This window comes from Rhodococcus yunnanensis NBRC 103083 (assembly GCF_001895005.1).
GTDB classification, from domain to species: Bacteria; Actinomycetota; Actinomycetes; order Mycobacteriales; family Mycobacteriaceae; genus Rhodococcoides; species Rhodococcoides yunnanense.
Window position 1 is genome coordinate 137604 of sequence record NZ_BCXH01000008.1, and the last position, 25486, is coordinate 163089.

Sequence of the window (25486 nt, forward strand, 5' to 3'; positions counted from 1 at the left end):
GCTCCTCAGGACTTGAAGGCGCGCCTCACTCGCAGGGCGCGGGCGAGGTGGTCGCGCTGCTCGACGACGAGTCGGCGCAGTGCGGCGGGAGCCCATTCGTGCGCCGCGAGCCAGGAGTCGGCGTCGTCGGTGGAATCCTGGAAGGGAAACAATCCGACGACGAGGCGGCGAGCGATCTCGATGCTGCGCGAATTCCAGAGATCGGCGATTCTGTCGAAGTACAGGCCGTCGTACGGGGCGAGGAGTTCGCGCCGTCCGCCTGCCCGGAATCCGGTGACGGTGGCGTCGATCGCGTCGTTGGAGAGATCGTCGGAGTCGATCAGAGCAGTCCACGCCGCTGCCTTCGCCTCCGCGTTCGGCTGCGCCGCAATCGCCGCTCTGTACGAGATTCGGCTGGAAGAGGCTGTGTCCAAGGCAAGTTCGGCCTCGATGATCTCCACTGATAGATGGCCGCTGGCGCTGAGTGCGCGCACCAGAAGCCAGCGCTGCTCGGGGTCGAGGTCGAGACCTTCGAGGGGCAGGGTCCCGTCGAGCAGTCGGTTGATGTCGGCCGCATGTGAGTTCTGGGTCTGCGCGGCCGCCGCGACCGCACGCAGCCACGCCAACTGTGCATCACTTCCCGGATCTGCCGCTACGAGCTGTTCCCAGCATGTATCGAGCCACATCGCCGCGACCGCACCGGGCTCGGTGAGATACCTGTCGATTGCGTACTGCGCGTTGGCGACGACCGCAGCCAGGACTCCGACCTTGCTCTCGGAAGGGGCGAACCTGGCGGCAATCTCGACGTATCGGCTCGGCGCCAGTTCACCGTCGCGCGTCGCGTTCCACAACGCGGACCACACGAGTCCACGAGCCAGCGGATCGACGATGCGATCGAGAGAGGCCTCGACGGTCGCCTGCGACCGGTCGTCGAACCGGATCTTGGCGTACGTGAGGTCGTCGTCGTTGAGCAAAGTCAATGCAGCACCGGGTAGTTCGACGGGTGTGCTGGCATCGGCGATGTCGATCTCGTGGCGCGAGGTGCGGACGAGGTTGCCGTCGGCATCGGCGTCGTACAGCCCGATCGCGAGCCTGTGTGGCCGCGGATCCGACTGCTCGACGGTATTGCCGGTGTAGGTGAGCGTCGAGACTCCCGTCGTCTGCAGCCACGCGGATGCCCATTCGTCGAGATTTCGTCCCGATGCTGCCGACGCGTGAACGAGAAGATCCGCGAGAGTGGTGTTCCCGTAGGCGAATTCGGTGAAGTATCGGCGAGAGGCCTCGAAGAACGCGTCCTCGCCGACGTACGCGGCGAGCTGTTTGAGGACACTTGCACCCTTGGCGTAGGTGATGCCGTCGAAGTTCAGTTTCGCGGCTTCGAGGTCGGTGATGTCGGCGACGACGGGATGCGTCGTCGGCAGTTGATCCTGCAGGTACGCCCATGCTTTGCGACGGTTCGCGAAACTCACCCACGCATCGGTGAAGCGCGTGGCGTTCGCCGATGCGTAGGCACCCATGAAGTCCGCGACGGACTCCTTGAGCCACAGGTCGTCCCACCATTCCATCGTGACGAGGTCGCCGAACCACATATGGGCCATCTCGTGCAGGATGGTGTTCGCACGCGCCTCGTACTGTGAATCGGTTGCCGCAGAGCGGAACACGTACGATTCGGTGAACGTGACCAAGCCGGGGTTCTCCATCGCGCCGAGGTTGTACTCGGGCAGAAAAATCTGGTCGTACTTGCCGAACGGATACGGAAACGCGAATTTTTCGTGATAGAAGTCGAGCCCGCGCCGGGTGATGTCGAAGATGTCGTCCGGGTCGAAGTGCTCGGCCAGCGATGCGCGGCACAGCGCCGCGAGGGGGACCGTGAGATCGCCTCGACTCCAGGTTGATTCGGCGCGGTGGTAGGGGCCGGCGGCGATCGCCGTGATGTAGGTGGAGATCGGGAGCGTCGGGGCGAACGTCACGGCTCCCGCATCGGACACCCCGGTCGTGTTCGACAGTACTTCCCAGCCTTCGGGCGCGGAGACGACGAAGGTGAACGGCGCCTTGATGTCCGGCTGCTCGAAGTTCGCGAACACTCGTCGGGCATCGGCCGGTTCGTACTGCGTGTAGAGGTACACGGCATCGTCGACGGGGTCGACGAATCGGTGCAGGCCTTCGCCGGAACGGCTGTACCGGCCGAGTGCGTCGACGACGACGGTGTTGGACGCCCCGAGCCCCACGAGTTGGATGCGGGCGCCGTCGTACTCGGTCGGTATGTGCTTGCCGTCGAGAGTGACCGACAGGACCTCGGATCCGATGAAGTCGAGCCACGTCGCCGGGGTCGTCGCAGCGAACGTGATGGTCGTCCGTGTGCTGAACGTCTGTACGCCCGGGTCCGTCGCGGTGCGCAGATCCAGCTCGACGCGATAGGTGACATCGCTGATGTGCCGTGATCGACGACGCGTTTCGGTCCGGGTGAGGTTCGCGGTGTTCACGGACCCGACTCTAGGCGCTGTCAACTGGGGTTGACAACAGCCGAGCGTCAACCTAGGTTGACAGTCATGACCGAAGCTACGACACTCGCCGCAGCCGCCGGGAGCCCCGACCCGAAGGAAGGGCTCAGAGCCGTACTGGCTCTGCGCAGGCTGCTGGAACGGCTGGAGGCAATTCAGGTGGCGAACGCGCGCAGGCACGGGTGGTCGTGGCAGGCCATCGCCGACTCGCTCGACGTCAGCAAGCAAGCCGTGCACAAGAAGCACAACGGGACTGGGAGGTAGGAGATGTTCGAGAGATTCACCACGGAAGCACGCGTCGCCGTCATCGGTGCCCAGGAATTCGCGCGTGAGAGCACAGCGTCGCGCATCGAGCCGCAGCACGTGTTTCTGGGAGTGCTCGACGCAGCCGACGACTCGTTGAAGGCGCTTCTCGCGGACGAGGGATACACCGTCGACACCGTGAAAGCCGAGATCTCGAAGAAGAATGCATTGGGCGACGCCGACGCACAGGCTCTCGAAACCATCGGCATCGACCTGAGCGCCGTCCGCGCCAGCCTCGACGCGTCGTTCGGGGAAGGCGCGCTCGACCGAAGCACCGCGGACAAGAGGAGCTGGTTCGGCAAGAAGACAGGACACATCGCCTTCGCCCCGGCGTCGAAGAAGGCTCTCGAGTTGTCGCTGCGCGAAGCGATAGCGCGGAAGGACTCGGAGATTCGCTGCCAACACCTACTGCTGGGATTGATTCGAGGCGCGGACGACGGATTCACCGCACTCGTGGTGAACCCCGACCATCTGCGCGCACGAATCATCGAAGCACTGAGTGACGCCGCCTAGCCGTTCGAATGTCTAGTCTGACCCTCATGACATTTCTCGTACGGCTCGTCATCAATGCAGTCGCGATCTGGCTCGCAGCTCAGTGGGTGTCCGGTATCGCCATCGCGAGCTCGGATCGGGGAACCGCCTGGGACCTGATCGTGCTGGCAGGCATCGCGGCGGTGTTCACCATCGTCAATGCCTTCATCAAGCCGCTGGTGAAGCTGCTGTCGCTTCCGTTGCTGATACTCACGCTCGGGCTGTTCACCCTCGTCATCAATGCGCTCATGCTTCTTCTGACGGCGTGGATATCGTCCGCAACCGAATTCGGCCTGACGATCGACGGTTTCGGCGCCGCATTCTGGGGCGCCCTCATCATCTCGATCGTCAACTTCCTGCTGGGCGCGTTCGTCCCCGACAACCGCTAGGCGAACGCCAGCGCGACCCCGGTCGTCAGGCCCCACACGAGCATGGCCAGACCGGAGTCGCGCAACGCGGGAATGAGAGCGAACCCCGTCTGCCCCGTCCGCACCGGCTTGTTGGCGCGAGCCGCGAGAGGCAGCGCGATCAACGCGACGAGTGCCCACGGCGTCCGGGCCACCAGCGCGACCGTCACCGCGAACGGCACCACCATCAACGCCAGATGCAGCAGCCGGGTACGAGTGTCGCCCAACCGAACTGCCAGCGTCAGCTTCCCCGACTCGGGATCGGTGTCGATGTCGCGCAGATTGTTGGCCACCAGTACGGCGCTCGAGAACGAGCCGACGGCCACCGCTGCCACCAGTCCTACCCAGTCGACACGGTCTGCCTGGACGAACTGCGTGCCCAGGACAGCGACGAGACCGAAGAACACGAAGACCGCGATCTCACCGAGGCCGCTGTAGCCGTACGGCTTCTTGCCGCCGGTGTAGAACCACGCGCCTGCGATGCACACTGCGCCGACGGCGACGAGCCACCATGCCGTCGTCGCTGCGAGAACCAACCCGGCGACGCCGCCCACCAGGAAGCATCCGATTGCGGCCGCCTTCACCGAACCCGGCGATGCGAGCTTCGATCCGACGAGGCGCAGTGGCCCGACACGCTCGTCGTCGGTGCCGCGGATGCCGTCGGAGTAGTCGTTGGCGTAATTGACGCCGATGATGAGCGCCAGGCTCACCAGCAGTGCCAGGAGGGCCTTCCACCAGACGGCTGCGTCGAGCGACGCGGCCGCGCCCGTGCCGACCAGGACGGGTGCTATCGCGTTGGGCAACGTGCGGGGACGGGCGCCTTCGATCCATTGAGCAGTGGTGGCCATAACTCGATCCTTGCCTATCCCGCAGCGCCCTGTCTCGCGAGGTCCGGACTTCAGGGAAACGGACTTCAGGGAAACGGACTTCAGGGAAACGGCAGTGGTGGCAACGTCGGGAGCTGAATACGAGGCCATTCGATGCGTGGCAGCTGGAACGCTGGTGCTGGCGGCGGATTCGGAGGTTCGACGTACCCGCCGGTCTCGTGGTGTGGCACCTGCGTCTCGGGTGCGGCGGTGACGGGGGCTGGGGTTGGGGTTGGGGTTGGAGACACCGTCGGGGCCGGAGGCGCGACCGTCGACGTCGGGGCAGCCGCAGGCTCGTCCTCGATCGTGAGAATCGGCACTCCCGTCAGCGTCGACTCGGCGTCGGCGTCCGGCCATACCGTCGCCGAGAACAACCCGAGCGCAACAACCGTCGGTAGGCCGAATCGAAGCAACGGGGTGAGCAACGACTTCGCGCTGCGTTTCGCCGGCGGTGCTGCTGCACTGCGTGCGCTGTCGATCCGCGTCGCGTACAGCGCCGCGCCTCTGGCTGCGATCATTTCCGGGTCCTCGGGAACGACGACGGGAAGGCGAAGGTACCGTCCGAGGACGTCGGCGATCAGCGGTATGTGAGCGCCGCCGCCGATGGCCACTATTGCCTCGGGAGCGATCTCGGACATCTCGGCGAGGTCGTGCAGCGCGATGGCCGAGCGTTCGGCAGGACGCATGACCTGAATCTCGAACATCCGCCGATCCATCAACCGGATCGCGCCGTCCGAGGTCCGGCTGTCCTCGTGTGTGGACAGTGCCTCCTTGATCTCGCGGCTGAACCGAAGCAACGCCGTCTGCTCGTCCGGCGTGCGGGGGACGGCGAGGATGTCCAGGCTCAGCAGATGATCACGCACTGCACGGTCCACGATCTCGCCACCGAAATCGGTCGACCGCGTGGCTGCGTAGACGGTTCCGCTCTCGATGTCGGCGATGGTCAGGTCGAGCCCGGTGGCGCCGAGGTCGTAGACAGCCACCGTCCGGTACGGAAACGCTGGATCGGCACGGAGCTGTTCCAGCGTGCCTGCGATCTCGGAGATGATGTGGACCTCGGAGACGTACTCCTCGACGAGCGCGGACTTCAGAGCGGCGCTGTAACTGGGATCCGGAAACGCAACTCCCAGCGACTGAGGTGCATCGGGTCGGTCGACGATGGCGCGGATGGCATGGGCCACGTCGTCGGCGTCCGGCGTGGGATCGGTCGAAGGAAACCACTCGGCGGTGAAGGACCGGCCGTCCGAGGTACGCACTGCACGGATTCCACACGCGCCCATCGACATGCCGACTGACGAAACCATCGTCTCCCGCGCACCTCCAGCATTCAATGGTGACCCTTCGCACACACTGTACCGCCATTTGGTCTGTTTTCCGACCGATAACCGACCGAACGGCTAATTCCGCGGGTCCCGGGTCCTCCGGAGGGGTGGGTGCGCTGACCTACGATGTTCAACGGTGCCTCTCGATACACGCGATCCCGCCGTGAACGCCCCAGTCGACAGCATCGACGTGGGCGTACTCGGTGCTGTCTGCACCCGGGTGGACGGGGTGCTCGTGCCGATTCCTGGTACGCGAGCCCGTGCGCTGCTCGTGGCGCTCGCGTGCAGCCCCGGCGTCAGCCGGAGCGTCACCGCGCTCGTCGACGACGTATGGCCCGACGCCCCGCCGAGGGCGCCGAAGAATGCACTGCAGACCCAGGTGTCGCGGCTTCGTGCCGCCCTGCCGCCCGGCACCGTCGTCAGCGGACCCGCGGGCTACCGCTTGGCGCTGGCACCCGAGCAGCTCGACCTGACATCGGCCGAACTGCGCGTCGTCGAAGCTCGGGACAACCTCGCGCGCGGGATGTTCGACGCGGCCCTCGGGCTCGTCGGGGCTGCCCGCGCGCTGTGGCGTGGTGAGCCGGGCTCCGACCTCGTCGACGGCGTCGTCGCCGACGAAGTGCGCTCTCGCGCCGCGGCTGCGGCCGATGCGCTCGACGCCGTCGAGGTCGGCGCCTTTCTCGGATTGCAGGACTTCGAGCGCGCTCTACCGCCGGCGAGGCGAGCCGCGATACGAGACGAACTCGACGAGCGTGCCGCCGCCGATCTGATGCGATGCCTGCACGGGCTCGGCCGGTCCAACGAGGCGCTGACGGTGTTCGCGGCAGTGCGCCGAGGGCTTGCCGAGCGGCTCGGTACCGATCCGTCGGACGAACTCGTCGATCTCAACGCCGAGATCCTGAAGCCGAATGCGCCACGTGCGCCGATGGCGGTCGGGCTTCGGGCAGCGCCGAACGAACTGATCGGCCGCGACCGCGACATCGCTGCCATCGAAGCACTCATGACCCGCGCACGCGTCACCACGATCATGGGGCCCGGAGGAAGCGGGAAGACCCGGCTCGCACACGAGATCGGTTCTCGCGCTTCGTCGTCGATGCCCGTGGCTCTCGTCGAACTGGCGTCGCTACGACGGGGGATCGACGTCTCGGCCGCGATCAGTGGAACCCTCGGCCTGAGCGAAGCCGAACCGAAGATCGGCGGCATCGGAATCGGGCGCGTCCGGACTGCAGGCGAGCGCCTACGAGAAGCGTTGTCCGGCAGAGCTGTTCTGTTGATTCTCGACAACTGTGAACACGTGATCGACGACGTCGCCGAGATAGTCGACGAATTGGTCGGCGCCAGTGAGCACCTGAGGGTACTGGCGACCTCGCGTGCGCCGATGTCGATCACGAGCGAGTCCGTGTATCCGCTACCGCCTCTGGTTGCCGGCGGAATCGATTCTCCTGCAGCGCAACTCTTCGTGTCCAGAGCTCGCGCAGTGCGGCCAGGTGCGTCGTACGACCCCGTCGAGGTGGATCGGTTGTGCCGGACGCTCGACGGTCTGCCGCTCGCGATCGAACTCGCCGCAGCCCGAGTCCGCACACTGACCGTCGCCGACATCAACAGCAGGCTCGAGCACCGCTTCGCGCTGTTGCGCAGCACCGACCGCACCCGCCCCGAACGGCACCGCACGCTGCATGCCGTCATCGAGTGGAGCTGGAACCTCCTGGAGCCCTCGCAACAACGTGCACTTGCTCGATTGTGCGGCTTCCCAGCAGGATTCACCGTAGGGGCAGCCGAACAGGTGGCCGGTTTCGACGGCGTGGACGACGTCGCCGACGCACTGGACGGACTCGCCAACCAGTCGCTGTTGACCGTCGTCGACGAGCACGATCACGTTCGGTATCACATGCTGGAGACCGTACGCGAGTTCGGCGAGGAGCAGCGGCGCGACAACGAGATCACCGAGGTTCGACGGCGGATGCTGGAGTGGGGGACCGGCGTCGCGCGAACAGCGGGAACGGGGTATCGAGCGGCCGACCAGATCGAGATGATTCGGATGCTGGAAGCCGATCACGACAATCTGCTGGACGTCCTGCGTCACTCGATCGACGACGAGAAGTGGCCGCAGGCGTACACCCTGTTCGCGACGTTGGCGTTCTTCTGGTCGCTGCGTGGCGCCCACACCGAGGTGCTCAACTGGGCGCCTCGGATGGTGCACGCTCCGTCGGACGGTCCGGCCACCCTCGGCGTCGACGACGATCATCTGGTCCTCGCGCACGTGGTGCTCCTCGCGCACATCGGATACACCGGTGGTGTGCGCGATGCGGCGCGAGTGCGAACCCGCCTGCGGCACAGCCTACGTACGCGCCCCTATGTGGAGTCGGGGTTGCGCTTCGTCGCCGAGGTTCTGGTCGGCAGGATCGACGGGCGCGGGCTTGCGCGGCGGTTGGCCGAGAACACGAGATCCTCCGATCCTTCGCTTCGCAACGTCGCGTTCATGATTCGTGCTGCACTCGCCGAGAACTTCGGATACCTCTACCAAGCGGCGCGAGACGCCGAGAACGCGGCCGCCATCGCTGCCGAGCGTGGCGACATGTGGAGCACGGCGTCGGCATTGCAGAGTCTCGGGAGTATCCACGGTCAATCAGGACGGCCCGAGCTCGCGGTGTCGACGTATTCGCGGGCAGCAGATCTGCTGTGGGAACTCCATTCCTACGACGAGAGCGTGCAGACGCGAGGGTTCGCTGCAGCCGCGATGATCGCATCGGGCCGAATTGCGCAGGGCCGAGCGATGATCGACGACATCTCCGCGATGAGTGTCGAAGGTGAATCCTCCGTCGCAGCCGACAGTCAGCAGCGCGATCAACGATTGGCGTCGATCACCGCCACCCGGGCCGAGGCCGACCTCGCCGAGGGCAAGATCGAATCCGGCCTCGCGTTGTACCGTCGTTCCATCGAGATCGCGGGATTCTCGGTCGACAGCCACAACGATCCGTACCTGACGTTGCTGGCCAGCGCTTCGATTGCCGCGCACGCACTGTACGGGGCTGTCGAGGAGGTCGCCGACGCTGTCGACGTGCTGAGATCGGTTGCTCTCGTCAGGCTGGGCGGCAGCGAATTCAGAGACCTGCCGCAGCTGGGAGCGGTGGCATGCGCACTGGGTTCGTTCGAGGTCCACTCGGGCCGCGACCCTGAACGGGGCGTCGCGCTCGTCGTACTGTCGGTCAAAGCCAGAGCGAGACAAGATTATCCGTCGACACGCCCGGACCGGCACCTCGACGCGGCCAGACGAATCGTGGGAGCGGACGTCGTCGACCTCGAGATCGCACGAAGAGAACACACGACGAGGGCCGGAGCACTCGCGGGAATCCTCGAGTTGCTCCGGCCCTGACCGATCCTGGTCTCAGGCCTTGCGCATGTACGCCTTGACTGTCAGCGGTGCGACAACGGCGACGACGATCACCGCGCCGAGGATCGACCACAGCACGTGAATGCCGACGTGCCCGTTGTTGGCGAGTTCGCGTACGGCCGTCACCAGGTGCGACACCGGATTGACGTTGACGAAGGACTGCAGCCAGCCCGGCATGGTGTCCACCGGTACGAACGCATTCGACAGGAACGTCAGAGGGAACAGGATCATCATCGAAATGCCCTGCACCGATGATGCTTTGTTCATCAGCACGCCCATCAGAGCGAAGATCCAGCTGATGGCCCACGCGGTGAAGATCACCAGCGCACCGGCGCCCAGGATGCCGAGGACGCCGCCCTCGGGTCGGTAGCCCATCGCGAAGCCGGTTGCGAACGTGATCACGGTGGCGATGAAGTATCGCACGACGTCGGCGAGAAGAGCGCCGGCAAGAGGTGAGATGCGCGCAATGGGAAGGGATTTGAACCTGTCGAACACGCCCTTGTCCATGTCCTCGCGCAGCTGGGTGCCGGTGACGATCGAGGTGGTGATGACCGTCTGCGCGAGGATGCCCGGAATGATCAGGGGGAGATAGGAATCGACGTCTCCGCTGACGGCCCCGCCGAAGATGTAGGCGAACATCAGTGTGAAGATGACGGGCTGGAACACGACGTCGAACAGCTGTTCCGGGTTGTGCTTGAACTTGAGCAGTCCGCGGTACGCCATCGTGAGCGAATTGGCGACGGACTGTTGAATCGAGATGTGGCGCTGAGGCGTCAGCGTCCGGCCTGCAGGTGCGGGCTTGGTGAGAGTAGTTGTCATGCTGCCTCGATGGTGTCGTGCCCGGTGATGGTCATGAAGACCTCGTCCAGGCTGGGCTTGGAGACGGTGATTTCTTCGACGGCGATTCCGTGATCGCGTAGTCGAATCAGGATTTCGGGAGTGTGCGACGGGTCCGCGAGCGGCGCGGTCAGTCGACCCGACTCCGGTGACGCGACGACCTCGACTCCGAGTTGAGTCGCGACTATGGAACGCGCAGCGTCGAATTGTGCACTGTCGCTGAGTTTCAGCTGCAGAGACGAGATGCCGACCGACGCCTTCAACTCGTCGGCGGTGCCGTCGGCGATGACCTTACCGCGGTCGATGACGGCGATCCGGTCGCACAGTTGATCGGCCTCGTCGAGATACTGGGTGGTCAGCAGAACCGTCGAGCCCTGCGCGACGAGTCGCCGGATCGTGTCCCACATCTGCGCGCGAGTGCGCGGGTCGAGACCCGTCGTCGGCTCGTCGAGAAACAGCAGGGGAGGGGACGAGATCAAGCTGGCGGCGAGGTCGAGACGACGCCGCATGCCGCCGGAGAAGTTCTTCAGTGGCCGGGTCGCGGCCTCGGCCAAGCCGAACTCGTCGAGCAGCTCGGTTGCCTTGCGGCGGCTGTCCTTACGGCTCAGTCCGAGCAACCTCGAGAAGATGATCAGGTTCTCGGTGGCGGACAGGTCCTCGTCGACGGAGGCGTATTGACCGGTGACGCCGACGAGCGAGCGGACGGCGGTGGAATCGGAGACGACGTCGTGGCCGAAGATCCGTGCCGATCCGGCGTGGGGGCGGAGAAGGGTGGCGAGCATGCGGACGGTGGTGGTCTTGCCCGCACCGTTGGGGCCGAGGACGCCGTAGACAGCGCCCGTGGGAACCGTCAGCGAGACGCCGTCCACGGCGCGGTGCGAGCCGAACATCTTGACGAGGTCTACTGCCTCGATAGCTGGTGTCATGTCGGCAACAGTGCACCGGCCCGCTTGCATGGCGCTTGCACGCGCCATGCACGCACTGCGCTACAGCGGCAGCGCAGTCTCCGTCAGGCCTGGAGCTGCGCCGACGCGTCGGAACCACTCCCGACCGAAGGCGTGCTCGAGCATGTCGAGAGGCATCTGCAGGAACGGCCCGAAATCGCCGACCTGGGTTTCGTGAGCCAACATCGCTGCGCGCTTGGCGTCCATCACCGAGCTCACGTCGACGACGGTGGTGATCTCTGATTCGGGCAGGCCGAAGGTGTCGAGATCGAGGGAATTGTCTTCCTCGGCCCAGTTCGGGTTGGCCTTCACGAGCTCTTTCATATGATCGCGGTTGGCGGTCGTCTCGTAGACGTTCTTCGTGCCCGCCAACTCGGCGGCGCGCAATCCGACGTGGTGCACCTGGATGTGGTCGGGGTGCCCGTAACCGCCGTTGGGGTCGTAGATCGTCAGCACGTCGGCGTTCTCCTCGTCGAGGACGTCGGCCAGCTTCCTGGCTGCCGCGTCGACATCGACGTTGCAGAATGCGCCGGGAACCTCGTTCTCGGGCGTGCCCGCCATCCCGGAGTCGGCGTAGTGCAGCATGACGATCCGGCTCGCGCCCAGCGCGTCCGCCGACCGCTGCAATTCCGTACGCCGACGCGTCGCAAGCGATTCACCGTCCGCCAGAATGCCGTCGGGGAATTCACCGAGAGCACCGTCGGTCGCGGTGACCAGCACGACGCGATGCCCGGCATCCGCCGCGAGGCGCATCACTCCGCCGGTGTTGAAAACCTCGTCGTCGGGATGGGCGTGAAAGCAGACAAGAGTGCTCATGATCGGAAATGCTTGCACAACTGGGCCGAGTGCACTCACTCGGAGTCGTGTCGCAGGAGCCTGAAGTCCCGGATACTCAGCGACAACGCCACTGCTCCGGCGATGGCCGCCCCGCCGAGCGGAAAGACCAGCCACGGGTGCTCGACGACGGGGTCGAAGGCGGACTCGTCGTCCCACTGGCTCGTCAGGGGCGTGTAACCCGTCGTATCGATACCGCCCACGGCCATGTACAGACCGTTGGCAGGCACGAGCGCCGCGACGTCAGCTCCTGGATCACCGGGGTTCGGGGGCCAGTATTCCCACGCGAGCGCAGCGCCGAAGCCCAGAGCGCCGCCGACCACGACAAGCAGCGCGAACAACCCTGTACGGGATCGATGCGCGGCACTTCGGATGCGCAGCCCCGAGTCGGCGAGGAACGACGCAAGAATCGACGCGATCAGTACCCCGGCACCGACGAGGTAGAGCGACGTCGGGAACCAGGCCGGTCGGATCGGGGTGTACGAGTACCAGCCGAACTCGCGATCGGGGTTCATGTTCGACGGAGTCGCCACGTGCCAGACGATCGCCGCACCGAGCCCGACGAGAGCACCGGTGCCGACGACAACGGCGACAAGAGCTTTTGCGTCCGTGGGCTTCACTCGTCGAACAGTAGCGGACTACGTGCATCCTTACTGGGCCAGGCCATGGCAACGTCGCAGGCTTGTGAAAGTGCGCCCATTCTCGTAAATCATTGCGCTGCACTGATTCAACGCGATCCTCGTATCTCGGATGTGTCAGTGCGGAAGATCGCCGATCAGTCGTTTCCGTAGAGCGGCGCGGTCGAGCTTGCCCGGCCCGCGCACGGGCAATGCGTCGACCAGATACAACTCCCGGGGCGCCGCGGAGGTGTCCAGCGTCTGCGCGGCATGCGCACGAAGCTCGGCGAGCGTCACCGCACCCGACGCGACGACCGCGACCACGACGCGCTCACCGAGACGGTCGTCGGGCAGACCGAGAACCGCGCACTCGCGCACCGACGGATGCGTCGCGAGCGCGGCTTCGACGACCTGAGGGACCACCGTCAACCCACCGGTCGAGATGGCCTCGTCGAGACGCCCCTGGATCGACAGGACGCCGTCGGACACGGCGCCGGCGTCATCGGTACGGAACCAGCCCTTCTCGGCGAAGGCTGGGTGCTCCGGCATTCCTCGGTAGCCGATGGCCACCGTCGGCCCGCCCAGAATCACGCGTCGGTCGTCGAGACGAATGTCCACCCCGTCCAACGGCACGCCGTCGTAGACGCATCCACCGGCGGTCTCGCTCATGCCGTACGTGCGTACCAGCCGAATGCCAGCGGCCTCGGCTCGTTCCCGCAGCGGGACCGGCGTCGCAGCGCCGCCGAGCAGGACCGCGTCGAACTCGGCGAGCGCCTCGGTGGCAGCGGGATCACCGAGAGCTTTGACGAGCTGTATCGGTACGAGCGAGGTGTACTTGCGGCCCGACATCGATCCGACCGCCGCCGGCAGTGAACGCGGATCGAATCCTGCGGAGACGTCGAGAACGATCGGCTCGGTACCGGCGAGAACGCTGCGCAGCAGCACTTGCATACCGGCGATGTGATGGGCGGGCAGTGCGAGCAGCCAGGAGCCGTCGCCGCCGAGCCTGGCGTGTGTCGCGGTTCCACTTGCGCGTAGCGCCGCCGCGGACAGCATCGCGCCCTTGGGTGTTCCCGTCGTCCCCGACGTCGCGACGACGAGGGCTGCCTCGTCGTCGATCGGCGAACCGGGCGCCAGAGCGTCGCGCAAGCGTTGGGTCTCGCGCTGATCATCAGCGGGGACGGGGAGGACTGCGGGGCTGTTTCCGTCCAACACACGACGCAGCCGCGGCAGAATCTCTGCCGCGGCCGGTCCGCTGGGAACTGTCAGTTCTTCGAGCTCGAGCACACGACGAGCTTAATCCGCCGGTTCGATCGTGAACGGATCGGCGAGCGGCCATCCGCCCGACGCGAGGTGCGAGCGGACGCGAGCTATGTCCTCCTCGCGAGGCATCTCGTTGGTGACCTTGGTGATCGTCACTGCAATGCCCGCCTTGTCGACGGGGATCTGTCCCTCGGCGATGAGCGCGTCCATGACCGCCTGCACCTCGTCGTCGGAGAGTCGACGGGTCAGGAGCGCGAGCAAGGGAACGTAGTCGGAGTCCGGAACCCCTTCCGGGTAACCGACCCGCAGCCACTCGAGGATCGACGAGAGGAAGTGGGGGACTGCCATCTACGTCAGGGTCGTCGGATCTGCGAGTGGCCAACCACCGGCCGCGAGCCGAGCCGAGACGCGTGCGATGTCTTCGGCGGTCGGTTCGTGGTCGACGAGTTCACGGACGTACTCGGTGATTTCGTCGTTGGTGATGGCGCCGTCCTCGAGCGCGCCACCGATGGGGGACACGAGAGTGAGCACGACCTCGTGGACCTGAGCGTCGGTCAGTTCCGCCTTACGGAGCAGCGCGACGAGCGGGAAGCGGTCCTTGGGTGGTACGCCTTCGGGGTAGCCGGCGCGGAGCCACTGCAGTACGGATGCGGGAAAGGTGGTCTCTGTCATTACAAGGCCCTCTGTTGGGAGAAGTACGACGGTCAGAAGACGGAGATGCCGAAGGTGCTGTCGAGGAAGTCCTTCATGATGAAGAGGATTCCGGCGACGATCGCAACGACGACGACGGCGAAGCACAGGACAGCAGCCGCAGTGGCGGCCACAGGACGTGCTGTTGCGACGGTCGACCCGTCGTCGCGGGCTTCACCGACGGACAGTGCCTTCAGGCCGAACGCGAAGATGGCGGGCAGACCTGCGCCGAGCAGAAGTCCGACGAGGACGACCTGCCACAACGAGTCGAGCGTGTGCTTGAGGGTTTCCATGTCTGTTCTCTCTTAAACCGTGGTGGGGGACTTCTCGTCGGCCGGAACCAGGCCGCCGTCCCACTCGTCGTTGACGTTGTCGATGTCGATCGGCTGGCGGCGCGAGCGGATGTACATCGCTACGGCCAGGGCCACGAGGATTGCGAAGACGACCAGAATGCCCGGAAGTCCGCCGATGATGTCCGCGAGGTACCAGCAGACCGCTCCGACCACACCGGCGGACGGGAGCGTGATCAGCCATGCGACCGCCATGCGGCCCGCGACACCCCAGCGCACCGTTGCGCCTGGCTTGCCGAGTCCCGAACCGAGGATCGAGCCGGTGGCGACCTGAGTGGTCGACAACGGCAGCCCGAGGTGGCTGGAGGTGAGGATGATCGCTGCCGAGGAGGACTCGGCTGCCATGCCCTGCGGAGATGCGATCTCCACGAGCCCCTTGCCGAGTGTGCGGATGACGCGCCAGCCGCCGAGGTAGGTGCCGAGTGCGATGGCGAGTGCGCAGGTGACCTTCACCCAGAGCGGCATCTCGGCATCGGGGGAGACAGTGCCGTAGGCGACGAGGGCGAGGAAGATGACGCCCATCGTCTTCTGTGCGTCGTTGGTGCCGTGGGCGAGGGAGACGAGCGACGCGGAACCGATCTGACCCCAGCGGAATCCGCGTTCCTTGCTCTTCTCGGGAACGGCGTTGGTGATGCGGTAGATGACCCAGGTGCCGACGGTGGCGACGAGGCCTGCGACGACGGGTGCGAGAACTGCGGGGAGCACGATCTTGCTCCACACGCCGTCCCAGACGACGCCCGAGGTACCGAGGCCTGCGATGGTGGCGCCGATCAGGCCGCCGAACAGAGCGTGCGACGAGCTGGACGGGATACCGAGGAGCCACGTCGCGAGATTCCAGAGAATGCCGCCGACGAGTCCTGCGAAGATGATGGTCAGGAGCGCCTGACCGCCTGTGTCACCGAGGTTCACGATGCCCTTGGCGACAGTGGCGGCTACCTCCACCGAAAGGAATGCGCCGACCAGATTCAGTACGGCGGACAGGGTGACCGCAACTTTGGGCTTCAGTGCCCCCGTTGCGATCGACGTCGCCATGGCGTTGGCGGTGTCATGGAAACCGTTGGTGAAGTCGAAGGCCAATGCCGTCACGACGACAACCAGAAGGACGAGGAATTCTGCGCTCACGAGAAAATTGTGAGGCCTGGATACGGCGTTCCCATAATTTTGCTCGAAGTGTTCTCTTTCGGTTCCTGTCCGATCCCTCTCGTTCACCTTCCGTTCAACTAATTGCCGTAAATGTCCGAATTGCGAGAGGCCTGCGTCACGTGCTCGATCGGCGTTCGTGTCGGCGCATTGTGGGACAGTGGAAGTGTGAACTTCGACGAGGCCCAGGGCGGTGAACAACACCGCCGCGGTGAGCGGCGTGCATTGGACGATGCCGTCGCGGCCGCTCTGTCCTACCTCGACTCGGTGGATCCGGCGACGGCGGCCGATGCACAGACGGGATGGGAAGGGCTACGCCGGGTTTCGCCGGTGGCAGGACCGACACAGACGTCCGTCCAGAAGTTTCTGTGGCTGCATCTGCGGGTGCTGCCGGAGGACGTCGATCGCGCGTGGGACATCGCCCAAGCCCTCGCGGATCTGCTCGATCGACTCGGTCTTGCGCGGTACGCCGACATCGCGCGCGGGTCGCGCACCTTCGAGCTGCTGCACGCCGAGAACGACGCCACGTGGCAGCAGCACTACCTCGATGCTCTCGCGGACTCGGGTATCGGCCCCGAGGACACCGACCTGATCTCGTGGCAGGACGCACCGGAAGGGCCCGAGAGCGTCGTCGCGGATCTGATCGGTGAGACTCTGGAAGTCGCGACTGTCGCAGGAGAATTCGCGCCGACGCGCGTGGACGGCCGCCCGCTCAGGGCCGCGGCGGTCGCGACGAAGCGTCGCGCGATCACCAACTCGGTGCTGCGGTCCGAACGCGCAGGAGGCGTTCTACTCGAGCAGTTGCTCGACCATCGAATCGAGTTGTGGTCGAGGTACAGTCCGCCGCGGGTCGAGTTGTACCGCGACCTGGCCGCACCGCTGCACGACGCCGTCGAGCCTGCCTATTCCTGCGTGCGTCGTCTCGAAGGAATGCTCGCGCTGGTCGGAGACGGCATCACTCTGACCGAGTCCGGCTACCTTCCCGACTCTGCCGTCGCACAGGCCATCGGCACGCTGTGGACTTCTCGGGAATGGCCGTTCCCTGCGGGCGCCGAGCTGGACACGGTTCCGGTGCTGACCATCAGGCGATTGCTGCTCGAGCTCGGCCTCGTGCGCAAGCATCACGGACGGTTGTTGCCGACCGTGCGTTCGCGCGGCATGAGTGCAGACCGGATGTGGCAGATGTTGATCAGTCGGACGATCGGCACCGAGTACCACCCGAATACCATCGCGGCGGAGGTCGTTCTGGCGGACGTCGCGCGTGGACGCCGCCCGCAGGACACGTCTCGGACGGTCGCGGGGTTACTCGCGGCGGAGGGGTGGATGCACGGCGGCGAGCCGGTGGCACTCGAATCCGTCGAACCACTCGCCGACGGTGTCCTCGCCAAGTTGACCGCGCTCGGCGCGTTCTCGTACGACGACGACAACCGTGGCCTGTCGACCTCGGTTCCGTCACCGGACGGGATGCGCCTGGCAGCTGCTCTGCTTCGCCACCGTTTGCTTCACACTCGACTTCCTGCTCTCTGACGCGAGCTCCGCGGTTAAGCTGAGTAGCGGCTCGTCTCGATCGGGACGGTCACCACGACCGGGAGGCGCAGGTGAAACACGACGCCGTCCAACCCAATCGGCGATCCATGGCTCGGCGTCAGAGCGATTCGGCCCGCCGATATCTCGATCTCGAAGCGACTACCCCCGCACTCCGCTCCACCGTGGAACTCGCAGCCCGCACAGTCGGTTTCGCGATCGCACAGCTCAACGTCCTCGACGAGGACACGCAGTACACACTCGTCAACATCGGCGGACCGCCGGTGTCGACGATCGAGCGGTCCTCGACCCTGTGCGACGACGTCGTACGCAGCGAGAAGCCTGCAGTGGTGGCCAGGAACCGAGTCGACGCCACGGTGCGTCAACGCAACATCCTCGATCAGGTCGGGGTGTCCGCATACGCGTCGGTGCCGCTGCGCGGTCGTGAAGGGCTGGTGATCGGCACGCTCTGCCTGCTCGATCGCATGCCGCGTGACTTCAGCACCGGGCAGTTCCAGGAGCTGGAACAGTTCGCCTCGATCCTGGAAGAACAGCTGGATCTACATCGACGAGTCGGATCGACGCCGACCAAACTCGACAGCGACCACGACCTCGCGGGCGCTCTCTATGCCGGCCAGATCGTGCCGTGGTTTCAGTCGATCGTCGATCTGCGCACCAAGGAGATCATCGGGTTCGAGGCACTCGCGCGATGGCATCACCCGACCCGCGGACTGGTCTCGCCTGCAGATTTCGTGCCGTTCGCGGAGTCGAGCGAGCTGATCATCGACGTCGACCTCGAAGTGTTGCGGCAGTCGGTGAAAGAAGCCGACGCATGGCACGAAGTGCGGCCCGAACTGAGGTTGAGTGTCAATCTGTCCGGTCGGCACCTGGCGCACCCCGACGCCGTCACTCAGCTGCAGAGCGCCGTCGCCGCGTCCGGTGTGCCCGCGAGACTGATCTCGTTGGAGCTGACCGAAACCACGTCGGTGAACGACGGCCCGTTGATCCGCAGGCACATCGAGGACGTCCACGCACTCGGGTTCAGAGTGCTGCTCGACGACTTCGGCTCCGGCTGGTCGTCGCTGGAAAGGCTGGTCACCCTCGAGCCCGACGGGATCAAGATCGACAGCCACCTGACCCGGTTCGTCGACACGGTTCGTGGCCGCGCGCTGCTGCGGGCGCTGGCAGGCGTCGCGCAGGATCTGAAGATGTCGCTGATCATCGAGGGAATCGAGACGCGCGAGCAGGCCGACATCGCAGTCGATCTCGGGTGCACGATGGCGCAGGGATTTCTGTGGTCGAGGCCGCAGTCGGCGGGCGCGGTGCGGCGGATGTTGGGCGTTCCCAGGTAGTCAGGTGTTCCGGGGTAATCAGTCTCCGCGTACGTCGCGCCGCAGGGGATGACCGGGCGGTATCTCGACGAGCACGATCGGGACGCCGTCGGGATCACGTAACCACATCTCGATCAGGCCCCAGGATTCCTGTTTCGCATCGCGCTCGATCGCGACGCCGCGTTCACGGAGTTCTGCGGTGACCGACTCGATATCGCGGACCTGAAGCCACAGGGCGCCGTGGAAGGATCCCGGCTCCGCCGATCCACCGTGCGCGGCGATCTCGATGAGACTCTGGCCTGCGAAGAAGACCGTGCCTGCGCCGTATTCGCGTGCGATCGCGAGGCCGAGCGCGTCGCGGTAGAACGCGAGCGTGCGGTCGTAGTCGGCTGGACGCAGAATCGTTCGGCCGCTCAGTATCTCCACAGCACATCGATACCACACATATCGGACCTCAGGGGGTCGCCTCGTGTCCGGGCTTGCCGTGGGTGCGTCGTGCTTCTTTCATCTCGGCTTCGAAGACATGTCGCTTGCCGTCCTGCAACTCGTCGCGGACCTGCTTCTCGTGGCGGCGAAATTCCGACCAGTACAGGTCGTCGAAGTTCTCCACGATCTGGAACGACCACCGCCCGTCGATGGCGTTTCGGCCGACCATCTCCGTGTCGAGTCGGTCTGCCTGCTCGCTGTGGCCTGCTTCGCGTAGTGCGTCGACGGCCTCGCCGAGTTGCAGGTCGGCGTGTCCCATCAGCTGATGGAAGGAATACAGGTGCCCTCGTGCACGTTCGATGGTCTCGAGAGCTTCGGAGACCTTGCCGACGGCGGCAACGGTGTCGTCGTCGGAATCGGCGGGGCGTCGATGCTGCGGGGTGGGCTGCTGTCTGTCGGCACTCATGGTCGGCGAATGCCCGCGCGCACCCGATTCAAATCAGGGTGGTGACGACGCGGTTGCCGCCTGCGGCTTTGGCCTCGTACATCATCGAGTCCGCCACCCGCGAGGCCGTGCCGACGGTATCGGAATTGTGGGTCCACAGTTGCGAATCGGCGTAGAGAATGGCGGCGCCGACACTGACCGTCACCGGAATCGCATCGTTCTCGTCGTGCAGAGCCCGTCGTATCCCGTGCACGAGGGCATCGACGTGCAGGCGTGAGGTGACGACGGCCGCGAGGTACTCCTCGCCGCCCGTGCGACCCAGGATGCCGTATCCGGCGACGTGGGATGTCAAACGCTCTGCGACGCGGCAGATCACGGCGTCGCCCTCGTCGTGCCCGTATATGTCGTTGACGGACTTGAAGTTGTCGATGTCGACGACGATGACGGCCGCGCACTGTCCGACGCGCCTGCCCTGCTCCCACAGTTCCTCGAGCGCGCTGGAGAGACCTCTGCGGTTGAGCAGACCGGTCAGCGGGTCCAGGACGGAGCTGCGGGCGTCGGCGGACAGCGTCGTGAGGAACACGTGGGAGGTGACGGGAACGCTCATGACGCCGAGCAGGACGACGTTGGTCTGCACGAGCAACGTGATCGGATCGACGTCGCCGCGCATGAGGAGCGCGAAGGCGAAAGCCAGCGTCGTCGCGGCCGCGAACAGTAGATGGACGATGACCCAGCGGGGACTGAGAAAGAACGTGACGAAGGCGCCGATGACTGCGAACAGCACGCATCCCAGCAGTGCATTGGTCAGATCGAGAACCGACAGTGCCGCGGCGACACCGATGTCCGAGTAGATCGCGAACGATACGACACCGATTCTGCCCGGGAACGGCCTAAGGACCCACAGCGCGGCGATGATCAGGTTCGACGTGCACAGCGTCAAGGTCAGGGCGGTGGGCCCGGCACCGGCCGGACCGCCCTCGGCGTACAGCGACAGAAACGACATGATGCTGATGTTGATCATCGACGCGGCCAGAATGGTCCGGATGATGCGGCCCGACGGGTGCGAGTTCTGGAACTCCGTCATCCACTCGTAGTCGTGTGGCTGCATGAACCACAGGACGACAGCACCCCACACGCCGGCGGGTTGTTGCTTCCGACGGCGTGTGAGGGGATCGCGGGCGAGGGACATGCAGCGGTCAGAAGTAGCGGGGGTACGGCGACCAGTCGGGGTCGCGCTTCTGCAGGAACGAGTCGCGCCCTTCGACGGCCTCGTCGGTCATGTACGCCATCCGGGTCGCCTCACCGGCGAACAGTTGTTGCCCGACGAGTCCGTCGTCCTGAAGATTGAACGCGTACTTGAGCATTCGCTGTGCCTGCGGGGATTTCGCGTTGATCTTCGCGGCCCATTCGATGGCCACGTTCTCGAGTTCGTCGTGATCGACGACGCGGTTGACGGCGCCCATCGCGTGCATCTCCTCGGCCGTGTAAGTCTCGCCGAGGAAGAATATCTCGCGAGCGAACTTCTGTCCCACCATCTTCGCCAGGTAGGCGCTGCCGTATCCACCGTCGAAACTGCCGACGTCGGCGTCGGTTTGCTTGAACCGCGCATGCTCGCGGCTCGCGAGCGTCAGATCGCACACCACGTGCAGACTGTGCCCACCGCCTGCAGCCCATCCGTTGACGAGGCAGATCACGACCTTCGGCATGAACCTGATCAGGCGCTGCACCTCCAGAATGTGCAGACGGCCCGCGCGGGCCTTGTCGACCGTATCCGCCGTCTCACCAGCCCGGCCCGTGGTCGCATCCTGCTCGGTGTACTGGTAGCCGCTGCGACCTCGAATGCGCTGATCACCGCCGGAGCAGAATGCCCAACCGCCGTCTTTCGAGCTCGGCCCGTTGCCGGTCAGCAGGACCGTCCCGACATCGGAGCTGACGCGCGCATGCTCGAGTGCACGGTAGAGCTCGTCGACGGTGTGCGGGCGGAATGCGTTCCTGATGTCGGGGCGATCGAACGCGACGCGGACCGTGTCGTCGGTGATGTGACGGTGGTACGTGATGTCGGTGAGGTCCTCGAAGCCGGGAACGGGTTGCCACAGTGAAGGAGTGAAGGTCACCTCCGCCACGATAGAGCCACCGGTCACCCTCGCGAGGGGGGACGTCCGACATTCTCGTCTGCAGGTGCAACGGTTACGGTGCAGAGATGACCGACATCGCAGGCCAGGACGAGTACAGCCGTCACGGCGGGTTTCCCAAGTACACACCGGCCGACGTCGGTCCCGAGTACGCCAGGCTGCTCGAAGGGTTCCGCACGCTGCAGGACTTGGCCGTCTCGACCGCGCCGACCCCCGAGGCGACCGTCGAAGCAGCCGAGAGGGTCGAAGCGCTCATCGAGTTGCTGCGGCCGTTCCAGGTGCGCGAGGGTGAGGCGCCCGCAGGCCGCGTGCTGTCACTGCCCGGACGCGGCTCGCTGCTGATGCTGCCGTGGACCATCGAGAAATTCGACGCCGACGGAGTCAGGAGCCGAGGGGTGTTCCGGCGGTTCCATCTGGGTGGCAACGGCGCAGCTCACGGGGGCACCCTGCCGCTCCTGTTCGACGACACCTTCGGCCTGATCCAGCACGCATACGGGCGCCCCATCAGCCGGACCGCGTATCTGCACATCAACTATCGCAAGGTCACACCGCTGGACACCGAGCTCGTCATCGAGGGCAGGGTGGACAAGGTGGAGGGTCGCAAGACCTACATCAGCGCGGAACTGAAGGACACCGAGGGCAACGTGCTCGCCGACTGCGACTCACTCATGGTCGAGCTACTGCCGGGCCAGCAGTGAATCCGGGACAAGCAGTGAACCCGGGAACCGGCGAACTGCTCGACGGTTCACACGTTCTCTCGATCCCGATGCGGACCAAGTTTCGCGGTATCACCACCCGCGAAGTAATGCTGCTGCGCGGCCCATCGGGGTGGGGCGAGTTCTCGCCGTTCGTCGAATACGACGATCAGGAATCCGCCGCGTGGCTGCGATCGGCCATCGAAGCGGCATGGCAGGGTCCACCCGAACCGTATCGAGCTCGGGTGCGCGTCAACGCGACGGTCCCGGCCGTCACCGCCGCGGAGGTGCCCGCGATTCTCGCGCGGTACCCCGGCGTCGACACGGCCAAAGTGAAGGTCGCCGAGAGGGGCCAGTCGCTCGCCGAGGACATCGCACGTGTCCGCGCGGTCCGCGCGGAGGTGCCGAGGGTCAGAGTGGACGCCAACGGCGGCTGGACCGTCGATCAGGCGGTCGAGGCACTGACCGCGCTGCGGGAGGACGGCGAGCTCGAATACGCCGAACAGCCGTGTGCGACGGTCCCCGAACTCGTCGAGGTCCGGCGTAGACTTCCCGGTGTCCGTATCGCCGCCGACGAGAGTATCCGCCGCGCCGACGACCCGATGCGGGTCGTCCGGGCCGGGGGAGCCGATGTGGCCGTACTCAAGGTCGCGCCGCTCGGGGGCATGCGTGCGTTGTTGGAACTCGCCGGTGAACTCGGTGAGTACGGCGTGCCCGTCGTGGTCTCGAGCGCACTCGACTCCGCAGTGGGTATGTCGGCGGGGCTTGCCGCTGCGGCCGCCATCGACAAGCTCGAGTTCGCGTGCGGTCTCGGCACCGGCAGTCTGTTCGTCACCGATGTCTGCGACACCGAGGGCCTCGTCGACGGCACGTTGCCCGCGGGCCGGGCCGAGCCCGATCCCGAACGCCTCGCGGCACTCGCGGCCCCAGCCGATCGCGTCGCGTGGTGGCACGAGCGAGTTCGGCGGGTCGGCACCCACCTGGGGTAGTCTTCCTCGGTCTCACGCCGAATGTGAAAGATCTGGGAGGAAATTCGAAGTGGTTGCTGCACTGAAGGAATCGTTGCTCGACGAGTCGAAGCGCGATGTTCTGCTTTCCGACGTCCTGGCTTTGATCGACGCCGAGGTCTCGGACAAGAAGGGCGCAAGCGGCCTGGCGGTCAAGGGAGCGTACGGCGCGGTCAAGAAGGTCGGACCGTCGTACATCGAGAAGGCCGTCGAAACGTTGTGGCCGGAGTTCGTGGATCAGCTGGAGCCGTTCTGGCAGTCGTACAACGCCGCGCCCGCTGGATCGTTCGCCGACTACCTCGTCGCCGATTCCGACCGGGTGTCGAACGCGCTGCTCTCCGTCACGGACTCCCGCATCGAGGAGACCGACAAGGGCGTCGTGAAGAAGTTCTACGGCAGTCTGCGTGGGTCGGCGCAGAAGAATGTGGCCGAGGCGCTGCCGCGTCTGGGTGCACTGGTCACCAAGTACGCAGGATAACGAGTACGCCGGAGAACGTTTCCCGGCCGGGTGGGACGTGCTCTCACCCGGCCGCGAATCGGCCGCGGCGAACCGCGTCGACCAACAGTGCGTGGTCGGCTTCGGTCTGGTCTGCGTACAACCGAGCGAACCGGCTCAGCGCGATGTCCACCGCGTCGGACTTGCCCGCGTATCCCGCGATCATCGACGCCCCGCTCGTGCGAGCATGGCCCTTGGCGAGCAGCCTGCCGACGACGCCCGCGTAGTCCACCAGTGCCGGGGCATCGATCGAGCCGAGATCGATGGTCCCCTTCATGTTGCGGAACTGACGCACGTAGTACTGACGACCGTCGATGGTCGTCCATCCCAGTAGTGGGTCGCTCACCGTCTGCAGGTCCTGCTGATACTCCACGACACGCTGCCCCTGATGCGCGTGCCATGCCGATTCACCGTGAACGTACGGCGCCAGCACCGAGCGCCTGGCCTGCTTGAGCTGCAGGAACACGACGTCGTCCGGGCTGCTGCCCTCCAGCAACGCCACGTACGCGCGCAGGCCGACACTGCCGACACCGACGACCCGATGTGCGACGTCGATCAACGTGTATCCGCCGAGCACCCGGCGCCAGTGCGGTGACAGCGTCGTCAGGTACTCGTCGAGGCCCTGGGCGAGCAGTTCCTCGTCGCGAGCCGGGATACGCGTGGTGATGGGCGGCTCTTCGACGAGTCTGCGCGTGCCCTCGTGTTCTTCGGTGAACCGCGGCAGGACACGGTCGCTCGTGCGGCGCCTGGCCTTCTTCGTCGCGCGTTTGATCTCCTTCTGCAGCGACCCCTCGGTGGCGTCGGCCTGCAGTCTCTCGGCCGTCAACCGCTGGAACGAACGCGACATCAGCGGCTCGTCGGCCAGCCGCGAGACCTCGATGCGGTATGCCCGGACGCATGCGGTGACGGCGTCCTCGCACTGGGCCTCGCTACGCCCGTTCTGACGGCCTGCCACCCAGATGCTCGCTGCGAGCCGTCGTAGATCCCATTCCCAGGCGCCGGGGTGAGCTTCGTCGAAATCGTTGAGATCGATCACCAGATCCCGTTCGGGTGAGGCGTAGAACCCGAAGTTGCCGAGGTGGGAGTCGCCGCTGACGACAGGTGTGATCCCCGTCGACGGCAGCTGGGCGACGTCACGGGCCATGACGATGGCGGTGCCGCGCAGGAAGCCGTACGGGGATTCGGCCATCCGCTCGACGCGGACCGGGATCAGCCAGTCGATGCGGCCGTCGTGGGAGCGTTCGATCTGACGAATCGGATCCGGTCGATCCGCCGGGGGAGTCCAATCGCCCATCGATTCGCGTGACACCTTCTCACGCAGGCTCTTGCCAAGCCGATAACGCTCGGCACGGGGCACCGACCGAGCTCGAAGGGTGGCGAAGGATCTGCTGTCCACGTCGGCGATGTCCGGGACGACGGTGTGACCTCGTCGAGCTTCACTCATGGGTGAACTGT

26 protein-coding genes are annotated in these 25486 nt (G+C 65.6%); 9 read left to right on the forward strand and 17 right to left on the reverse strand.

Annotated elements, in window-relative coordinates; all coding sequences use genetic code 11:
* Window positions 1–5: 5 nt before the first annotated feature.
* A complete protein-coding gene (gene pepN / locus RY1_RS15145) occupies window positions 6–2462 on the reverse strand; it encodes an aminopeptidase N (RefSeq protein ID WP_072804468.1) in 2457 nt (818 codons plus the stop codon).
* 66 nt (window positions 2463–2528) lie between these two features.
* Between pepN and RY1_RS15150 the strand changes: the two genes are divergently transcribed.
* From RY1_RS15150 to RY1_RS15160, 3 genes are read left to right on the forward strand one after another with little or no spacing between them, the layout of a single operon-like run.
* Window positions 2529–2744 carry a helix-turn-helix domain-containing protein gene (locus RY1_RS15150; RefSeq protein ID WP_072804469.1) on the forward strand — a complete coding sequence of 72 codons (216 nt, stop codon included), beginning with the start codon at window positions 2529–2531 and terminating at the stop codon, window positions 2742–2744.
* A gap of 3 nt (window positions 2745–2747) precedes the next feature.
* The gene (locus tag RY1_RS15155; protein WP_072804471.1) at window positions 2748–3296 is read left to right on the forward strand and encodes a Clp protease N-terminal domain-containing protein; all 549 of its coding nucleotides are present in this window, start codon (window positions 2748–2750) and stop codon (window positions 3294–3296) included.
* 26 nt (window positions 3297–3322) lie between these two features.
* Window positions 3323–3703, forward strand: coding sequence for a phage holin family protein (locus RY1_RS15160; protein ID WP_072804473.1), 381 nt, complete (start codon window positions 3323–3325; stop codon window positions 3701–3703).
* Here the strand turns inward: RY1_RS15160 and RY1_RS15165 are convergent.
* Entirely contained in the window at window positions 3700–4569 is an 870-nt protein-coding gene (locus tag RY1_RS15165) for a 1,4-dihydroxy-2-naphthoate polyprenyltransferase (protein WP_072804474.1), read from the reverse strand. The genes RY1_RS15160 and RY1_RS15165 overlap by 4 nt on opposite strands.
* 80 nt (window positions 4570–4649) lie before the next feature.
* Window positions 4650–5891, reverse strand: coding sequence for a DUF7159 family protein (locus RY1_RS15170; protein ID WP_072804475.1), 1242 nt, complete (start codon window positions 5889–5891; stop codon window positions 4650–4652).
* A gap of 154 nt (window positions 5892–6045) precedes the next feature.
* On the opposite strand from RY1_RS15170, the gene RY1_RS15175 reads away from it, so the two are divergent.
* Entirely contained in the window at window positions 6046–9282 is a 3237-nt protein-coding gene (locus tag RY1_RS15175; protein ID WP_072804476.1) for an ATP-binding protein, read from the forward strand.
* A gap of 12 nt (window positions 9283–9294) precedes the next feature.
* On the opposite strand, the gene RY1_RS15180 is transcribed toward RY1_RS15175, so the two are convergent.
* The 9 genes from RY1_RS15180 to RY1_RS15220 all read right to left on the reverse strand — a co-directional run bounded on the left by RY1_RS15180 (window position 9295) and on the right by RY1_RS15220 (window position 15957).
* Window positions 9295–10119 carry an ABC transporter permease gene (locus RY1_RS15180; protein WP_072804477.1) on the reverse strand — a complete coding sequence of 275 codons (825 nt, stop codon included), beginning with the start codon at window positions 10117–10119 and terminating at the stop codon, window positions 9295–9297.
* Window positions 10116–11063 carry an ATP-binding cassette domain-containing protein gene (locus RY1_RS15185; RefSeq protein WP_072804478.1) on the reverse strand — a complete coding sequence of 316 codons (948 nt, stop codon included), beginning with the start codon at window positions 11061–11063 and terminating at the stop codon, window positions 10116–10118. The genes RY1_RS15180 and RY1_RS15185 overlap by 4 nt, the downstream gene beginning before the upstream one ends.
* A gap of 60 nt (window positions 11064–11123) precedes the next feature.
* Window positions 11124–11897, reverse strand: coding sequence for a PIG-L family deacetylase (locus RY1_RS15190; protein WP_072804479.1), 774 nt, complete (start codon window positions 11895–11897; stop codon window positions 11124–11126).
* A 35-nt stretch (window positions 11898–11932) separates the two neighbouring features.
* The gene (locus RY1_RS15195; protein ID WP_072804481.1) at window positions 11933–12535 is read right to left on the reverse strand and encodes a hypothetical protein; all 603 of its coding nucleotides are present in this window, start codon (window positions 12533–12535) and stop codon (window positions 11933–11935) included.
* Window positions 12536–12670: 135 nt separating this feature from the next.
* Window positions 12671–13819 carry an o-succinylbenzoate--CoA ligase gene (menE, locus tag RY1_RS15200; RefSeq protein WP_072804482.1) on the reverse strand — a complete coding sequence of 383 codons (1149 nt, stop codon included), beginning with the start codon at window positions 13817–13819 and terminating at the stop codon, window positions 12671–12673.
* Window positions 13820–13828: 9 nt separating this feature from the next.
* Window positions 13829–14143: a DUF3349 domain-containing protein gene (locus RY1_RS15205; protein ID WP_072804484.1), complete on the reverse strand. Its 315-nt coding sequence runs from the start codon at window positions 14141–14143 to the stop codon at window positions 13829–13831.
* On the reverse strand, window positions 14144–14467 hold the full coding sequence (locus RY1_RS15210; protein ID WP_072804485.1) for a DUF3349 domain-containing protein: 324 nt from the start codon (window positions 14465–14467) through the stop codon (window positions 14144–14146).
* 32 nt (window positions 14468–14499) lie between these two features.
* Window positions 14500–14778 (reverse strand): hypothetical protein, encoded by a 279-nt coding sequence (locus tag RY1_RS15215; protein ID WP_072804487.1) that lies wholly within the window; start codon window positions 14776–14778, stop codon window positions 14500–14502.
* A gap of 12 nt (window positions 14779–14790) precedes the next feature.
* Window positions 14791–15957: an inorganic phosphate transporter gene (locus RY1_RS15220; RefSeq protein ID WP_072804489.1), complete on the reverse strand. Its 1167-nt coding sequence runs from the start codon at window positions 15955–15957 to the stop codon at window positions 14791–14793.
* 111 nt (window positions 15958–16068) lie between these two features.
* On the opposite strand from RY1_RS15220, the gene RY1_RS15225 reads away from it, so the two are divergent.
* Window positions 16069–17502 carry a hypothetical protein gene (locus RY1_RS15225; protein ID WP_245819679.1) on the forward strand — a complete coding sequence of 478 codons (1434 nt, stop codon included), beginning with the start codon at window positions 16069–16071 and terminating at the stop codon, window positions 17500–17502.
* 71 nt (window positions 17503–17573) lie between these two features.
* Entirely contained in the window at window positions 17574–18851 is a 1278-nt protein-coding gene (locus tag RY1_RS15230; RefSeq protein ID WP_072804490.1) for a sensor domain-containing phosphodiesterase, read from the forward strand.
* Between the two features lie 18 nt (window positions 18852–18869).
* On the opposite strand, the gene RY1_RS15235 is transcribed toward RY1_RS15230, so the two are convergent.
* From RY1_RS15235 to RY1_RS15250, 4 genes are read right to left on the reverse strand one after another with little or no spacing between them, the layout of a single operon-like run.
* A complete protein-coding gene (locus tag RY1_RS15235; protein WP_072804492.1) occupies window positions 18870–19256 on the reverse strand; it encodes a VOC family protein in 387 nt (128 codons plus the stop codon).
* Between the two features lie 28 nt (window positions 19257–19284).
* Window positions 19285–19722, reverse strand: coding sequence for a hypothetical protein (locus RY1_RS15240; RefSeq protein WP_072804494.1), 438 nt, complete (start codon window positions 19720–19722; stop codon window positions 19285–19287).
* A 28-nt stretch (window positions 19723–19750) separates the two neighbouring features.
* Window positions 19751–20890: a GGDEF domain-containing protein gene (locus RY1_RS15245; RefSeq protein ID WP_084727444.1), complete on the reverse strand. Its 1140-nt coding sequence runs from the start codon at window positions 20888–20890 to the stop codon at window positions 19751–19753.
* Window positions 20891–20897: 7 nt separating this feature from the next.
* Window positions 20898–21815, reverse strand: a complete 918-nt coding sequence (locus RY1_RS15250; RefSeq protein WP_072804607.1) for a 1,4-dihydroxy-2-naphthoyl-CoA synthase — start codon at window positions 21813–21815, stop codon at window positions 20898–20900.
* 86 nt (window positions 21816–21901) lie between these two features.
* On the opposite strand from RY1_RS15250, the gene RY1_RS15255 reads away from it, so the two are divergent.
* The 3 genes from RY1_RS15255 to RY1_RS15265 are packed head-to-tail and all read left to right on the forward strand — an operon-like array spanning window position 21902 to window position 24013.
* Window positions 21902–22531, forward strand: a complete 630-nt coding sequence (locus tag RY1_RS15255) for a PaaI family thioesterase (RefSeq protein WP_072804495.1) — start codon at window positions 21902–21904, stop codon at window positions 22529–22531.
* Window positions 22532–22545: 14 nt separating this feature from the next.
* Entirely contained in the window at window positions 22546–23517 is a 972-nt protein-coding gene (locus tag RY1_RS15260) for an o-succinylbenzoate synthase (RefSeq protein WP_072804608.1), read from the forward strand.
* Window positions 23518–23566: 49 nt separating this feature from the next.
* Window positions 23567–24013 (forward strand): DUF6918 family protein, encoded by a 447-nt coding sequence (locus RY1_RS15265; RefSeq protein ID WP_072804497.1) that lies wholly within the window; start codon window positions 23567–23569, stop codon window positions 24011–24013.
* Window positions 24014–24056: 43 nt separating this feature from the next.
* Here the strand turns inward: RY1_RS15265 and RY1_RS15270 are convergent, their stop codons facing one another.
* Window positions 24057–25475: a DUF2252 domain-containing protein gene (locus RY1_RS15270; RefSeq protein ID WP_072804499.1), complete on the reverse strand. Its 1419-nt coding sequence runs from the start codon at window positions 25473–25475 to the stop codon at window positions 24057–24059.
* Window positions 25476–25486: the final 11 nt, after the last annotated feature.

Coding starts and splice junctions, on each gene's coding strand:
- RY1_RS15150 (WP_072804469.1), top strand. CDS start 2,529: ATGACCGAAGCTACGACACTCGCCGCAGCCGCCGGGAGCCCCGACCCG.
- RY1_RS15155 (WP_072804471.1), top strand. CDS start 2,748: ATGTTCGAGAGATTCACCACGGAAGCACGCGTCGCCGTCATCGGTGCC.
- RY1_RS15160 (WP_072804473.1), top strand. CDS start 3,323: ATGACATTTCTCGTACGGCTCGTCATCAATGCAGTCGCGATCTGGCTC.
- RY1_RS15165 (WP_072804474.1), bottom strand. CDS start 4,569: ATGGCCACCACTGCTCAATGGATCGAAGGCGCCCGTCCCCGCACGTTG.
- RY1_RS15170 (WP_072804475.1), bottom strand. CDS start 5,891: ATGGTTTCGTCAGTCGGCATGTCGATGGGCGCGTGTGGAATCCGTGCA.
- RY1_RS15180 (WP_072804477.1), bottom strand. CDS start 10,119: ATGACAACTACTCTCACCAAGCCCGCACCTGCAGGCCGGACGCTGACG.
- RY1_RS15185 (WP_072804478.1), bottom strand. CDS start 11,063: ATGACACCAGCTATCGAGGCAGTAGACCTCGTCAAGATGTTCGGCTCG.
- RY1_RS15190 (WP_072804479.1), bottom strand. CDS start 11,897: ATGAGCACTCTTGTCTGCTTTCACGCCCATCCCGACGACGAGGTTTTC.
- RY1_RS15205 (WP_072804484.1), bottom strand. CDS start 14,143: ATGGCAGTCCCCCACTTCCTCTCGTCGATCCTCGAGTGGCTGCGGGTC.
- RY1_RS15210 (WP_072804485.1), bottom strand. CDS start 14,467: ATGACAGAGACCACCTTTCCCGCATCCGTACTGCAGTGGCTCCGCGCC.
- RY1_RS15215 (WP_072804487.1), bottom strand. CDS start 14,778: ATGGAAACCCTCAAGCACACGCTCGACTCGTTGTGGCAGGTCGTCCTC.
- RY1_RS15225 (WP_245819679.1), top strand. CDS start 16,069: ATGTCCGAATTGCGAGAGGCCTGCGTCACGTGCTCGATCGGCGTTCGT.
- RY1_RS15240 (WP_072804494.1), bottom strand. CDS start 19,722: ATGAGTGCCGACAGACAGCAGCCCACCCCGCAGCATCGACGCCCCGCC.
- RY1_RS15245 (WP_084727444.1), bottom strand. CDS start 20,890: ATGTCCCTCGCCCGCGATCCCCTCACACGCCGTCGGAAGCAACAACCC.
- RY1_RS15255 (WP_072804495.1), top strand. CDS start 21,902: ATGACCGACATCGCAGGCCAGGACGAGTACAGCCGTCACGGCGGGTTT.
- RY1_RS15270 (WP_072804499.1), bottom strand. CDS start 25,475: ATGAGTGAAGCTCGACGAGGTCACACCGTCGTCCCGGACATCGCCGAC.